Source organism: Candidatus Nitrospira nitrosa, assembly GCF_001458735.1.
Lineage (GTDB): Bacteria > Nitrospirota > Nitrospiria > Nitrospirales > Nitrospiraceae > Nitrospira_D > Nitrospira_D nitrosa.
In genome coordinates this window covers 201224-213986 of record NZ_CZQA01000001.1, presented here as the reverse complement: position 1 = coordinate 213986, position 12763 = coordinate 201224, and the positions used below count along the sequence as shown (strand labels likewise).

At 54.2% G+C, this 12763-nt stretch carries 11 protein-coding genes, 1 tRNA gene and 1 pseudogene; 10 read left to right on the top strand and 3 right to left on the bottom strand.

Translation table 11 applies throughout. The features are described 5' to 3' along the window. Positions 1–15 precede the first annotated feature (15 nt). The 7 genes from COMA1_RS01060 to COMA1_RS01030 all read left to right on the top strand — a co-directional run bounded on the left by COMA1_RS01060 (position 16) and on the right by COMA1_RS01030 (position 7383). Positions 16–1137, top strand: coding sequence for a cytochrome b (locus COMA1_RS01060; RefSeq protein WP_090746684.1), 1122 nt, complete (start codon positions 16–18; stop codon positions 1135–1137). 24 nt (positions 1138–1161) lie between these two features. Beyond that, positions 1162–2157 carry a hypothetical protein gene (locus COMA1_RS01055; RefSeq protein WP_090742551.1) on the top strand — a complete coding sequence of 332 codons (996 nt, stop codon included), beginning with the start codon at positions 1162–1164 and terminating at the stop codon, positions 2155–2157. A gap of 16 nt (positions 2158–2173) precedes the next feature. Then, on the top strand, positions 2174–4033 hold the full coding sequence (locus COMA1_RS01050) for a cytochrome ubiquinol oxidase subunit I (protein ID WP_141654173.1): 1860 nt from the start codon (positions 2174–2176) through the stop codon (positions 4031–4033). A 92-nt stretch (positions 4034–4125) separates the two neighbouring features. Next, positions 4126–4749 carry a c-type cytochrome gene (locus tag COMA1_RS01045; RefSeq protein WP_090742544.1) on the top strand — a complete coding sequence of 208 codons (624 nt, stop codon included), beginning with the start codon at positions 4126–4128 and terminating at the stop codon, positions 4747–4749. 9 nt (positions 4750–4758) lie between these two features. After that, positions 4759–5475 carry a c-type cytochrome gene (locus COMA1_RS01040; RefSeq protein ID WP_090742540.1) on the top strand — a complete coding sequence of 239 codons (717 nt, stop codon included), beginning with the start codon at positions 4759–4761 and terminating at the stop codon, positions 5473–5475. 52 nt (positions 5476–5527) lie between these two features. Further along, positions 5528–6361, top strand: a complete 834-nt coding sequence (locus tag COMA1_RS01035) for an ethylbenzene dehydrogenase-related protein (protein ID WP_090742537.1) — start codon at positions 5528–5530, stop codon at positions 6359–6361. After that, on the top strand, positions 6358–7383 hold the full coding sequence (locus COMA1_RS01030; protein ID WP_090742534.1) for a c-type cytochrome: 1026 nt from the start codon (positions 6358–6360) through the stop codon (positions 7381–7383). Before COMA1_RS01035 ends, COMA1_RS01030 begins: the two co-directional genes overlap by 4 nt. Positions 7384–7493: 110 nt before the next feature. Here COMA1_RS01030 and ubiA read toward each other — a convergent pair whose 3' ends face one another. Continuing rightward, the gene (gene ubiA / locus COMA1_RS01025; RefSeq protein ID WP_090742531.1) at positions 7494–8387 is read right to left on the bottom strand and encodes a 4-hydroxybenzoate octaprenyltransferase; all 894 of its coding nucleotides are present in this window, start codon (positions 8385–8387) and stop codon (positions 7494–7496) included. 315 nt (positions 8388–8702) lie between these two features. Between ubiA and COMA1_RS01020 the strand changes: the two genes are divergently transcribed. Together COMA1_RS01020 and COMA1_RS01015 are read left to right on the top strand one after the other, a co-directional pair. Then, positions 8703–10517: a hypothetical protein gene (locus tag COMA1_RS01020; protein ID WP_090742528.1), complete on the top strand. Its 1815-nt coding sequence runs from the start codon at positions 8703–8705 to the stop codon at positions 10515–10517. A gap of 102 nt (positions 10518–10619) precedes the next feature. After that, positions 10620–10695, top strand: a tRNA-Thr gene (locus COMA1_RS01015). 217 nt (positions 10696–10912) lie between these two features. Here the strand turns inward: COMA1_RS01015 and COMA1_RS01010 are convergent. Together COMA1_RS01010 and COMA1_RS01005 are read right to left on the bottom strand one after the other, a co-directional pair. Beyond that, positions 10913–11665: a hypothetical protein gene (locus COMA1_RS01010; RefSeq protein WP_090742524.1), complete on the bottom strand. Its 753-nt coding sequence runs from the start codon at positions 11663–11665 to the stop codon at positions 10913–10915. 347 nt (positions 11666–12012) lie between these two features. Then, the gene (locus COMA1_RS01005; protein ID WP_218055275.1) at positions 12013–12387 is read right to left on the bottom strand and encodes a DUF4870 family protein; all 375 of its coding nucleotides are present in this window, start codon (positions 12385–12387) and stop codon (positions 12013–12015) included. 181 nt (positions 12388–12568) lie between these two features. Here COMA1_RS01005 and COMA1_RS22075 point away from each other — a divergent pair. Continuing rightward, positions 12569–12703, top strand: a pseudogene (locus tag COMA1_RS22075) (Na+/H+ antiporter NhaA); the annotation flags it as partial. Positions 12704–12763 lie beyond the last annotated feature (60 nt).

The window sequence follows — 12763 nt, the reverse complement described above, 5'->3', positions numbered from 1 at the left end:
CGTAGCATCATGGATATGAAACACTCATCGCCTGCTGTGATCCCAGACCATCAGCCCAGCACCAGTGAAAAGGTTCTTGCCTTTCTTGATGAGCGGCTTGGACTCAAGGAAATGCAGGCAAAGATGCTTAATGAGCCAATTCCGGGAGGCTCGCGTTGGGCCTACGTGTTTGGTTCGATCTTATTGTTTATCTTCGCCATGCAAGCGGTCACTGGTACCATGCTCATGTTTTACTATGTGCCGACCGCGGACCACGCATACGATAGCACGCAGTATATTATCCACGATGTCGATTACGGCTGGTTCTTGCTCAGCTACCATTTCTGGGGATCCAGCGCGATGGTTGTCTGTGTGTTTGCACATATGTCCCAGGTCTTCCTCTGGGGGGCGTATAAAAAACCTCGAGAGCTTCTCTGGCTGGTTGGGATCGCTCTCTTTGGAATCGTGATTACATTTGGTTTTACCGGGTATCTCTTGCCCTGGGATCAACGGGCATTCTGGGCGACACTTGTGGGTGTTGAGATTCTGGATAAAACACCGATCGTCGGCGATTTTATCGCAAGGTTTTTAAAGGGCGGTGCGAGTCCAGGGCAGATGACGTTGAGCCGCTTTTTTGTTCTCCACGTCATGATTCTCCCTGCGGCGTTGATGGCTTTGGCAGGGCTACACATCTTCTTGTTTCGTGTGGCGGCCCCAGCTGGTCCCTTTAAAGGGACAAAGGAAGAAATCCAAGCCAAAACCGACTATTTCTTTCCCCGTCAAATTTGGAAAGACATCGTTGGGATGGCTTTCGTCTTTGTCGGCCTTTGTGCCTTGGCTCTTTGGGAACCTGTTGTGCTGCTTGACAAGGCGACTCCTGATCCTGGGGAGTACCATCCAGAGCCGGAATGGTACTTTTTATTCTACTTCCAGCTGCTGCGACTGAAGCTGTTCGCTGGGCAGTTCGGCCAGTTTATGGGAGCGGTTGCACTGCCGGTCCTATTTATGGGGCTGATGGTCGCGCTTCCATTTTTCGATAAGGATCCTGAACGGAATATTTTTAAGCGACCGATTGCGCTGATTATCTGGATCGCGATTATGGTCGTGATCGCACTCTTTACAGTGGCGGCCGTTATCAATCGAGAGTTCCTAGACTAACGACATTTCGTACGAACTGAGCATATGGCTGAAGAACGCGAATCAATGTCCCCCACGAAGATCGGATTTGGCATCCTCTGGTCGGCCTGCTGGACCGGTATCCCGATCAAAGCAGTGTTTGCCGTGATGGCCATGACCATGGGGCTCGTCCATTTTGAGGGCAGATTTGGGCTTGCCTTTCTCATGTTGCTCGCCAGTCCTGTGACTGTTTTCGCGGCTCCGGCGATCATGGCAATCTATGACACTCATTTCGGTGAGGGGATTGGTCTTCCACTCATCTTCGGCGCCTCAATCCCTATTGATATCTGGGCGCTCGGTCTCGTCGGTCGAACCTTCTTTCTGGAACGCCTTAAGAAGGAGCCACCTCACGACGGGCTCGGTTTTGCCATTTGGTGGAGAACCGCTTTGATCGGCACAGTGATCATGCCGATTTTGTGGGGGGTCGTCAGTCGAGTGACGGAGACGGCCATCAGTGCCTCGCACACACTCGCGGACACGGAAGCCTTACGACACATCTATGACACGGGGTTGCCGGTTGCGGAACGCATCGGTCTGGAGCTGACAGTGTGGGGTTCGATTTCCTCGGCGGCGCTCTTCATACTGGCAGCGATCGGCGTATCAGTTCTTGGGCAAGCCATTCGGCGTCTTGCGGAGGATTGCCGTTCGGCTCCGGAAAACTATCAGGGACTTGTGACACGGTGGGATCTGATGCGAGTGCCGAACGACCAAGGGTTGCTGTTGGCCTCGCTGGCCGGAGCCGGGGTGGTTTTCTCACTTGTGTTCTGGACCATTCTTCCTGTGACAACCCCTCATCCCCATGAGTGTTGTGCGAAACCGGAGATTCAAGCAGAGCCGGTTTATAAGCCTGTCGATGCCTTGAATAAGAACACCCAACGGCTTGCTGCGGTGGCTGCACAAGTTGAGGCGATGGAGAAGCAGAAATCTGAAACCAAAGGGCAAAAAGAGAAGGGCAAGGGGAAGCCGGCAGGGGCGGCCCCATCTGACAATTCGAAACCGTAACTTGCGAGGTGATGTGGTGAGTGCCATACAGGAGGTCGAAACAATTCAACGGGCTCTCCGGGCCATGCGTGGTCAAGAGAGATGGCTTGTCGGTCTCTTGTTGACGGTTGGTTGGTTCCTCCTTCTCCCTTCAATGGGTCTAGCGGCTGAGGGAACCACTGCCGGACCGACCGAGTATCGGGACATTCCCTACATCGGTAGCCGGAACCTGGTGTGGATCGTAGCCCAGCTCCACCTCTTGCTGGCTGGTTTCGTTCTGGGTGTACCGATCTTTGCCTGGCTATGCGAAGTCATTGCATGGAGAGGCGGAGAAAAGCGTTACGATAAGCTTGCGAAGGAGTTTACCAAGCTTCTGACTTCAGCCTATGCCACCACGGCGTTGTTCGGCGGCATTCTGTTGTTTCTCTTGGTGGCTTTTTATCCCAAGCTCATGAACTATTTGACGGATGTGTTCTTCCCGTCCTTTTTGGTCTACTGTCTCCTGTTCTTGCTCGAAACGGCGACACTGTACCTGTATTGGTACGGGTGGGATGCGATGCAGGACGGCAAGAAGAAGACCCTGCACGTGTTTCTCGGTTTCCTGCTTAATTTCTTCGCCTTATTCATCATGATCGTGCCAAATGCGTGGGCGACATTCCAATCAAGCCCGGTCGTGATCGCTGACGGGACGGCGTTCGAGCGTGCCTGGGCCGCGACGTGGAATCCGACTTGGTGGCCGATCAATATCCATCGGTTAATCGCCAACGTCGTGCTAGGCGGATACATCTGCGGAGCGTATGCGGGCGTCCGGTATCTTTCGGTGAAGAGCCCAGAAGATCGGGAACATTACGATTGGATGGGGTACGTCGGTAACTTTATCGGGGTATTCGGTCTGCTTGCCTTGCCGTTCGCGGGCTATTGGCTTATGCGCGAAATTTACCAGTATAACCAACAGATGGGCATCACCCTGATGGGAGGTTTCCTCTCCTGGCTGTTTATCATCCAGGCCATGCTGATCGGTGTGCTGTTTCTTGGCTCAAACTATTATTTCTGGCTGGGAATTACCTACCGGATTCCAGGATCGGAGGCGAAGTATCGACGAGCGATGTTGATGATGCTCGTCAGCTTGCTGCTCTGTCTTGCGGTCTGGATGACGCCGCACTCACTCGTCGCCAGCATTGAGGAAGCTCAAAAGATGGGTGGTGCGCACCATCCTCTGCTCGGCGTACTGGGGGTTATGTCGGCCAAAATGACGGTCTCCAACCTCATGATTCTCATTACGTTCATGAGTTTTGTTATGTATTGGCGGGCAGGAAAACAAGATACGGCAGGATGGGCGAAGCTGGGAAAGGCAGTCATGGGTGCCGTCCTCGTGGTCGCCAGCCTTGCTGTCATCGTTCTTGGCATATGGGGCTATTTTGTGCCGGCGATCGTCCGTATCAACTACTTTTCAACGTCCCAGGTGGCGATCGTGGGTTTTGTTATTCTGACGATCACGCCGTTGACGGCCCTATTGCTCAAGAGTGCCAAGACGACGACGGAGATGGTCTGGGGCAGCATGCCCCCTCGGGCTGGCTATGCGCTGGTGCTCAATGCAGTCATGGTGATTTTGCTGATGACGTTGATGGGTTATGCAAGGTCTTCCTCCCGGGTTCATTGGCATGTGTATGGAGTTCTTCGTGATACATCGCCCTATGCCTATTCGCCGGCACTCGGCAGCGCTTCGTTGATTATGGCGTTCTGTACGTTTTTCTTCTGCATCCTCGTGGCGTTTATCTTCTGGGTCGCGACCATGGGTGATAAATACAAAGCGACAGCCGGAACTGGAAAAGGGGAGCTGCCGCATGGCATTCCTGCCCTGGCCGGCGGTGCACCGGAGGAGCGGCAACAAGGATAGAGTCAAGGTGATTTGGGGTTCAAGATTGTCACGATTGAGTTCTGTACTCTGACCTCAACCGTGGCCACTCAGTACTATAAATTAGAGGGCATATGAGTGAAGTAGCGCAATTACAGCTGATCGCATTGTCGATTGTCGGGGTCGGGATTCTCATCCTCCTCTTCATTAAGGCCGTCTTTGTTCGGGTCACAGGATTTGTCTTTATCGTCCTGGGGCTGTTTTCACTGATGTCCCTAGCTGTGCCTCAGCTGGCCTCCCTGCCTCCGGCTGAAGAGAAAATCGATATCAGCAGTATCAAAACCCCAACCGATATTGCCGCAATCGGGCAAACGGTATTTTTCAGTAAAGGGCAATGTGCTCTGTGCCATTCAATCGGACCCAGCGAGTCCGCACGATGCCCGGATTTGAAGGGCATTGGCGCTAAATTAAGCAAGGATTTTCTCTATGAAAGCCTGACAGATCCACAGGCATTCGTGTACCAGGACTACCGGCATGGTGGTGTGCCTAAGGAGTATCCAGCGACGATGCCCGCTATCAATAAGGATCCCATCGGGTTGTCGAAGAATGAGATTTTGGCGATTATCGCATTTCTCCAGCAAATGAGCGGCGAGCCGATCTCCGTCAACGTCTCAGAGCTTGAAATTCCAGGTAAAACGCCGGCTGCTCCCGTGAAATCAGCGGAAGCGGCACTTGTGGCGGACGCACACACGAATTAGGAGGCATGTATGGGGGCGTTAGGGAAGCCGATCATTCTCATGGTGGGCATGTATGCGTTTCTGAAATTTGTATTGCCAAATATACCGGGCTCAGCCCCATTGCCATCCAGCTTGATTTTTCTCTATCTGCTCCTGACGGCGTCTGGGATCGTCATCTTTGAGACACTGAGCGGAGAGTCGAAGGATGCTTTCTGGGGACCCATCCAACGGTTTCTCACGGGTGAGAACATCGGCGGTCTCCAAGCACTTCGTTACGGGGTCTTCATCCTCTTTCCTTTACTGGTCGGATGGCAAACGTATGGGAGTACCGCGGTGAGTGACCTTCCGCCGACGGAAAGCCGGACGATTCATCCCGCACCGCCTGGGGAATACACCGGTCTCTCAAACCCTGTTCCTAAGACCCCAGAAAATATTATGCAGGGCAAAGGGTTTTATGCAGCCTACTGCTCACCCTGCCATGGGGGAAACTTTGATGGGAAGGGACCGGCTGCTCGTGGGTATATTCCAGCACCGGCCAATTTCGCTGATCCCACGACGATCGCCATGTTGCAAGAGAGTTATCTGTTTTGGCGAATTAAGAAAGGTGGGATTGGCCTTCCAATCGAAGGGGCACCGTGGAAATCTGCAATGCCTCGCTGGGAAGTTGAGTTACCTGACGAATGGATTTGGAAGATTATCATGGGAGAGTACGACGGAGCCCACCAGTCACCACGAACCTGGGAGTAGGGGAGCCGCAGAGTGTGGATGGACATAGGTGTGTAGGGAGAATGAGGGCAGCATGAAACCGGCGAATCAGATTATACGGCATGTTCTGCGTGGTGGGATCGGTGTACTTACGGCGATCATGGTTGGGGCGGCAACGATTGGCTTTGCTCAGGAGAGTGTTTCGGTGCGGGCTACGCTGATGACAGGGGGAGTCCCCGTGGACGATCCGAGTGCGGCAGCCTGGAGTACGGCACCGGCTGCCACGTTCCCAATGTCCCCACAGGTACATTGGCAGAATCGGATCCAGGAAGTGACGGTCAAGGATGTGATTGTGCGTGCCCTTCATGATGGGAAACAAGTGGCTGTGCTTGTTGAATATACCGATCCTACCCAGGATCCGGACGATGCAGCTGCGCTTGAGTTCATGGTGGGTGATAAGAAAGCGCACTTTGCGCATGGCCAGCCAATGCTGCAGGTTGAAGGTGGACCGGTCAATATCTGGTTCTGGAAGAACAAGGCGGGTAAAGCCGTTGATATGAATGCGAAAGGTTTCGGCACCTTGAAGGCGCAAGAGCATCAGGATGTGAAGGCAAAAGGTGTCTATTCGAACGGGACGTGGAAGGTGGTGTTTTCTCGAGACTTGGCCACTGGGCATGCCGAAGAGGATGTACAAATTTCCCCGGGTCAATTCATCAGTATTGCTTTTGCGGTCTGGGATGGTCGGAAAGATGGCGCTGGAGATCTGGTCGAGAAGGGGTCGCAAAAGGCCGTTTCGTCCTGGTGGTATTTCAGAGCCGATGCCCCGCCGGACTATTCCGGTTATATGTACGCAGCGATTGCGGCTGCATTGGCCTTGGGGTTCCAGTTTGTCCTGATCCGAAAACTCAAGAAAGGGCAGTCAGCATGAAGGCGGCACGGCTGGGTGTCATTGGATTAGCGGTGGGGATGATCGGCGGCTTGGCTGTGCTCACTGGCGGGTGCGCCAACGAGCAAGAGAAGCGAGGTCATGAACTCTATACCCACTACTGCAGTGATTGTCACGGGGAAAGCGGTAAGCAGAACGAAGGCTTCAATTGGTCATCGATGCCGGATCCAAAACCAAAGGATCTGTCGAATAAATCTGAGATGGGTACGTTCAAAGATGAGGAGCTCTTCGCGACGATCTCACGCGACATGTTGGACACCACTGAAGAAGGCGGTGATCCGATTGGAGATGATGATTTTGCGGTGCCGACCATGCCAACGTTCAAGTATACGCTATCGGAGGATGAGGTGTGGGCGATCGTCGGGCATGTCCGCACGTTACATGGCATGAAGATGGAGTTTAATGTCGCTGCACGCAAGACCTCGCTGGAAGAAGGACTGAAGGTCTCACAGACCAAGTTCGAGCAAGCGAAGCAGGCCTATGAGGCCGCGGAAAAGAAAGCCAGTGACGAAGCCGAGCGAAAGAGTGAGCAACTGAAGAAAGATGTGGATGTCGATGAGTCTGCCTACGCGGCTGAACAAGCCGCAATGGTGCAGGCTAAGAAAGAAATGGATGTCGCACAGATCGCACTGAATAATTTCTCGACCAGACCTGGCAAAGGGGTGAGTGTTCCCCGGCCTGACCTGGCGGTCAAACCAGCCGAGACGGCAAAATTGGTCGATCGTGGGAAACAACTCTACGAAAACAAGTACGGGTGTAACGGTTGTCATAATCTTGCAGGCGAAGGTGGAAAGATTGGTCCCGCGCTTGATCGCGCTGGGTTTCGGCTGAATGCCACATGGATCTACCGCTGGCTGAAAAATCCGCAGGCGATGGATACACATACTCGTATGCCGGCCTTGGGCCTCAATGATGCGGATGCGAAAGCGGTCACTCTTTATGTGTCGACGCTTAGAGCCCCTAAGGAGGAACCGGCTGTTGTGAAGCCGGTTGAGAAGCCCTAACAGGTTGTGCACTCAGCTTAGCCGTCAGCTTTAGGTTATAGGATCATCCTATGAAGAACAGCGTCGAATGGCACGCTTCTCCTACGCAGGATCCAAAGGCTGTTATTCTGCTAGGCTAATAAACCTGAAAGCAGTCCAAGCAGGAGCGCAAGGCCTGCCCAAATATGACTGCGGAACATGGCGAACGCGTCGGCCGGAGAGACTGGTTGTTGAAGGCGTCTCACCTGGTTCATGAAAAATAGCCCCACACCCGCCAGTGTACAATAAAAAGGCCATTGCAGCTGGTTGAGCCAACCGGTGATGGTGAAAAGGGCCAGCATGGTTGCGAACGCAAGGCCCACTCCGTGATGGAGCGATGCGCCAAGGTAGAGTGCCGCTGACTTGACTCCCACTTGCCGGTCATCTTCTAGGTCTTGTACGGCGTAGATCGTGTCGTAGGCTATGGCCCACACGGTGGTGGCACCAAAGAGAAGCCAAGCAGAGAGTTCGATTTGCTCTCGGACTGCAGCCCAGGCCATGATAACGCCCCAGCCGAATGCAATCCCTAGCATGGCCTGAGGGATATGGATCCATCGTTTCGTGAAGGGATACAAGGCTGCTAAACCCACGGCAACGGGGGAAAGCCAGGCAACAAATGGGGGAAGTAGGAGCAGCAGGCCCGCCGCAACTAGTAACAACAGGCCCAGCAGCGTATAAGCTTGCAGGCGAGACAACTCTCCGGAGGCCAGTGGGCGAGTCTTGGTGCGGGTCACCTGTCGATCGAAGGCCTGATCGGCTAAATCGTTCATAATGACACCGGCGCTTCGCATGATGAATGCGCCTCCCATAAACACCACGAGTAGCTTCAAGGGTGGGATTCCTCGGGCTGCGAGGACCAACGCCCACAAGGTGGGCAAGAGTAACAAATACGTGCCGGTTTGGTTCGGCAGGCGGATCAATCTGGCCAGAGCAGACCAAGGAGTGACAGACGAAACCGCTGATGAGGAAGTGACGGGGGCGGACATGATGCGACCTTAGCCCAGCGGAAATTGGCTGTCAACGGGCCTTGACCGGTTGTGACGCCACAACGAATTCTGTATAAACACTCTGTGAAGAATCTCACAACTCCTTCCATCCAACGTGCAACGTTGCGAGGTGATGTAGTCAGCTGCGGTAGCCTGGCAGGGATTCTCCTGATCGTTGTCGGGTGCTCCGTTCTCACCCGTACACCGCCGACCGTGAGCCCACAAACGGTTTCTCTCACACCCGCCGTTTGGTTCTCCCCCAGCGTCACTGCCGCTGAAGTAGCGTACGACACCCCCTGCGGTGAAAAAAGGACGATGGCTCTTGCTGATCGGTTGATCACGTCCGTTCCAAAACAATTGAACCGCACGTTCACCCAAGTGACCACGGAGAATCAAGCCGAGGAGCCCCTCGCCTCCGATGGGGCAATTGAAGTTGGCGTTGGCACCAGACGAATCAATCTGGCTGTTCCACCTCAAGGCCATGGAAGCTATCCAGCTACGGCAGCTTTGGGAATGGAAATGGTATTCCTGGCTCGCGATGGGACGGTGCTTTTCAGTAAGAAGCTCGAAGGCGTTGGGCGTGGGACGGTGACCGTCGCTGAACGGTCTTGTGTGGTTGAAGGGTTGGATGGAATTCTGCAGGAAGCCATTGACTCGGTGGCGGACGGATTGGCCAAGCAGATGGCGCTCTCATCCCAGATACGAGAGTATGCTGCGACGAAAGACACATGGAAGTCGATTGCCGGGCAATCCAAACCTGAACCAAAACCAACGGCCCCTATCTCTGGGGCTGCTGTGATACCTCCTCCTGCTGCCCCGGAACTGACTCAACCCGTCCAGGCGACTCCTTCCGAACTGGTTCAGCCTGCGCACGTCAATTTTCGGGCGATTATTCGGGATGAAAGCCGAGACCAGTTTCTGGACCCTGACGAGTCCATCACGATTGAAGTCGAGGTCAAGAATGAAGGGCCGGTGGACGCCAAGGATGTCGTCCTTGTGATGGAAGGAAAGGATAAGCTCGCCGGTGTATTTCCGGGTGAGATGGCGGTTGGGACGCTCCAACCGGGCGAAGTCAAGCGAGCCACGCTTACCAAGCATGTCACCGCCACGGAATCAACCAGCCATGGCGAACTCTCGCTGAGCTTGCGGTCCGCAAGCCCACTGGGCCTTGTGCCGCCGCCCAAGATCTTTGTCTTCGGGGCGAAGCCCAAGCAGCCTGAGAATGTGATGGCTCCGGATGTCGATCAGTTGCCGAGCACACTCACGGCGTTTAAGGAGCCGAAGGCCGTGATTATCTCAATCGGTGTCGGACGCTTTCATGACGAACAGGTGCCGGTGGTCAACCATGCCAGCCACGATGCGGCGGTGATGGCAGAATATTTTCACACAATCGGGAATGTGCCCCGTGAACGGATGCGAGTGCTGCTCGATCGCCAAGCTCAGCTAGGGGATTTTAAAGAAACGTTTGAAAAGTGGTTGCGAAAGAAAGCAGATGCAGCCACCGACCTCTATGTGTTTTTTTCCGGTCGTGCCCTGGTTGATGGCGCCAGTGGGGCCGTGTCGTTGATGGCCTACGATGGGGCGCCGGCTGGTCCAACGGGAGTCTATCCTCTCCGGCAGTTGCAGGAGGCGATCCAACGACTTCCGATTCGCAGGGCCGTGCTCGTCTTTGATGTTTCGTTGGATCCCGCTCCTGGCGCCGATCTAGCCACCATCCCCCAACCGGATTGGGAGTCCGGGCGTAGTGATGCGGGGAAGGATGTGGAGATGTGGATGGTGGGCAACCTGAAATTGCAGGAAGCCCAGGCGCACGACTACAGCAAACACGGGTTGTTCACGTACTATCTCCTGAGGGGACTACAAGGGGTGGCCGATCTCAATCGGGATAGTATTGTGACGGCAGGGGAACTCTGCACCTATGCGAGAAACCAGGTTATTCAGGTCACCCGTGACCAATTGAAAAGCAGGCAGGAGCCTTTCTGCTTGCCGCAAGTCGGTCGAGGAGGCATGGCTCGGATCTATCCCATCGCCAGAGGAAACAATCCCAAACCTCCGGTGATCCAGAAAGCGCCGGAGACTCCTGCAGATCCCTCAACACCACGTCCCAACTTCATGCAGGTTGGGCCATGATGGCTTGGGCCAGCACGGCAGACTGCAATTGACAGCCACGCTGGTGGTCGCTATCATGACCGAATATTTTCCTGTCAGACCATCCTCCAGTCTTACCAAGGTGCCGGCGTAGCTCAGTTGGTAGAGCAGCGGTTTCGTAAACCGCAGGTCGCCCGTTCAATCCGGGTCGCCGGCTCCACATTGGACAAAACGACCTCATCGATATTGGGAGTAAGAATTCCAGGCGTAACGATCCCTATTTTGAACAGGGACCGCCTCATACTGCTTCACGTATGCAGCGGGCTCAGGCTTTCTCTTGTGAGCCTTGTAGGGGTTTTTTAGATTCGGTGACGGACCATTATGGATGTAATCATCGGGTAGGAGGTTTCAATTACTCAGAAGCCTCCCCATCTGCTCTATTCAGAATAGACGACCAGCAGCAGACCAAAGAGCACCACGCATCCACCCCAGGTAACCTCTAACCGTTTCCTCATGAGAGGCGAGGTGCCGGGTAGCCAGGATGCGAGGCCTTTCGCCAGGCCCGCACAGACACCCACGCTTCCCAACACTGCATGATGCAGGTCGATCCTAGCCGCGCCGGGATGATTCGCGTGGGAATGAACGAAGAGCAAGAGGCTTCCGGCCAGGGTTAAGAATACCAGTGGAGCCACCCAAGCGGGATGTCGCACGCGGCCGGTTCGTCGGAGTGCCTCGCACACGGCCATGACTATGGCAATTATTCCACAGAACTTGTGCTCAATAATTTCCCGATCCTGGCCGAAAAATGTGTCGGCAAAACTGAGGGAGCCGATGGGCCAGGCATCATGGTCACTCCAGATGATATTATAGACTCCAACTACACCAAGGATGGCCGGCAGTGCAAGGCGGGTCCATAGGGGCAGGGGATACTGTAGCGCTTGGCCTAACTCTGCAAACCCAAATAGCATGTCGCTGACACCGGCGAAGTGATGGTTAAACTCGGAATAGGCAATGCCTTCCGGTGATCCTTCCCAGCGTCCACTGTCGTGATCGTGATGATCAGTGGGAACACTAGTTTCAGTCGAGCCATTCTGATGATCTGATGGTACCTGCGCGCGTACTTCTGAAATGCTGGCAACCGAGACGACAAGGGTGAGAAGGGCATAAAACAGATGGGCCCAACGATTCATACCCAAGGACCTCCGAGCAAAGTAGTGTGGTTCATCGATCGAGCGCACGATAGCACACATTACTTAGTACAGCTATACGCAATATGGAGGAAGTTGATCAAGTAGAGCTACAGGGGCAGATACCGATACGGGCCTCTCAAGAGTCATGCAGTTCCTCGAAGTATCTCAACAGGCATCACAGCACGCTCCCTGGTCGGTTCTGACTCCGCCAGGTCTTCGGAGGTAGGCTCCGTGAGAGATGAGAACGATACTGCCTTCCTTTCTCTTGTGGTGTTGCAAAGGTATATGGATGAAGCCTATGACCGGATGGGGTTGGGTCAGTTGTGTGAGGGTGACGGCTATCCTGCTCATACGTACATGGGCCGAGCGTCGCTCAGAGTCACCCAGCCACGAACGATGCGGTAGATGAACCAGAGTCCGACGAGAGTGATGGGTAGCCACATAAAGAGGAGGCCTATCCCAAAGGTCGCAATGATGAAAACTACGCAAAGGGACATCCACAGCAGTCCAAACCAGAACGTTCGAATCTGCCAGCGAAAATGGGATTCAAGCCAAGTGTCCCGCACTTCGCTCCGCTTCATATAGTTGAGAATGACTGCAATGATCGAAGGCCAGCCGGTCAGGAATGCGCCGACGACCGTGGCCGTACCGATGATGCCGGTCAGTAGGCTGAATGCGTGTAGGGCGTATACGACCTTTGTCCAGGTAATAAGCGAATCCACTGGTTCGTTCCCTTCTTCCATTCTGTGGTAGCTGTTGCATCTATACTGAACTGATGTTCAGCATACTCACCGTCTTTGGCCTAACGCAATGTCAGACCAGAGGAATCGGCATGGTCTTGAGCAGCGGAAGAACAGGCCCTGAATGATTGCAACATCCTGGACACCGCGAGCCTTGGGGATAATGAGCAGTATTTGCACATTTCTCAGACTCGAGTCCGCCGGTGGCATTCTGCTGATTCTTGCCGCCGGGATTGCCATCATTTGTGCCAATACCTGCTTGAAGCATCTGTATGAAAGCCTTTGGGAGATTCCCGTCTACGCTCGACCCGTACAATGGATCTCGCTCGATTTAAGCTGGCTAAGTCAGGTTTTCTAT

Excerpts from the sequence above, each read along its gene's own strand:
- COMA1_RS01040 (WP_090742540.1), top strand. The coding sequence starts at position 4,759 with ATGGGGGCGTTAGGGAAGCCGATCATTCTCATGGTGGGCATGTATGCG.
- COMA1_RS01010 (WP_090742524.1), bottom strand. The coding sequence starts at position 11,665 with ATGAATCGTTGGGCCCATCTGTTTTATGCCCTTCTCACCCTTGTCGTC.
- COMA1_RS01060 (WP_090746684.1), top strand. The coding sequence starts at position 16 with ATGAAACACTCATCGCCTGCTGTGATCCCAGACCATCAGCCCAGCACC.
- COMA1_RS01055 (WP_090742551.1), top strand. The coding sequence starts at position 1,162 with ATGGCTGAAGAACGCGAATCAATGTCCCCCACGAAGATCGGATTTGGC.
- ubiA (WP_090742531.1), bottom strand. The coding sequence starts at position 8,387 with ATGTCCGCCCCCGTCACTTCCTCATCAGCGGTTTCGTCTGTCACTCCT.
- COMA1_RS01045 (WP_090742544.1), top strand. The coding sequence starts at position 4,126 with ATGAGTGAAGTAGCGCAATTACAGCTGATCGCATTGTCGATTGTCGGG.
- COMA1_RS01020 (WP_090742528.1), top strand. The coding sequence starts at position 8,703 with ATGGCTCTTGCTGATCGGTTGATCACGTCCGTTCCAAAACAATTGAAC.
- COMA1_RS01030 (WP_090742534.1), top strand. The coding sequence starts at position 6,358 with ATGAAGGCGGCACGGCTGGGTGTCATTGGATTAGCGGTGGGGATGATC.
- COMA1_RS01035 (WP_090742537.1), top strand. The coding sequence starts at position 5,528 with ATGAAACCGGCGAATCAGATTATACGGCATGTTCTGCGTGGTGGGATC.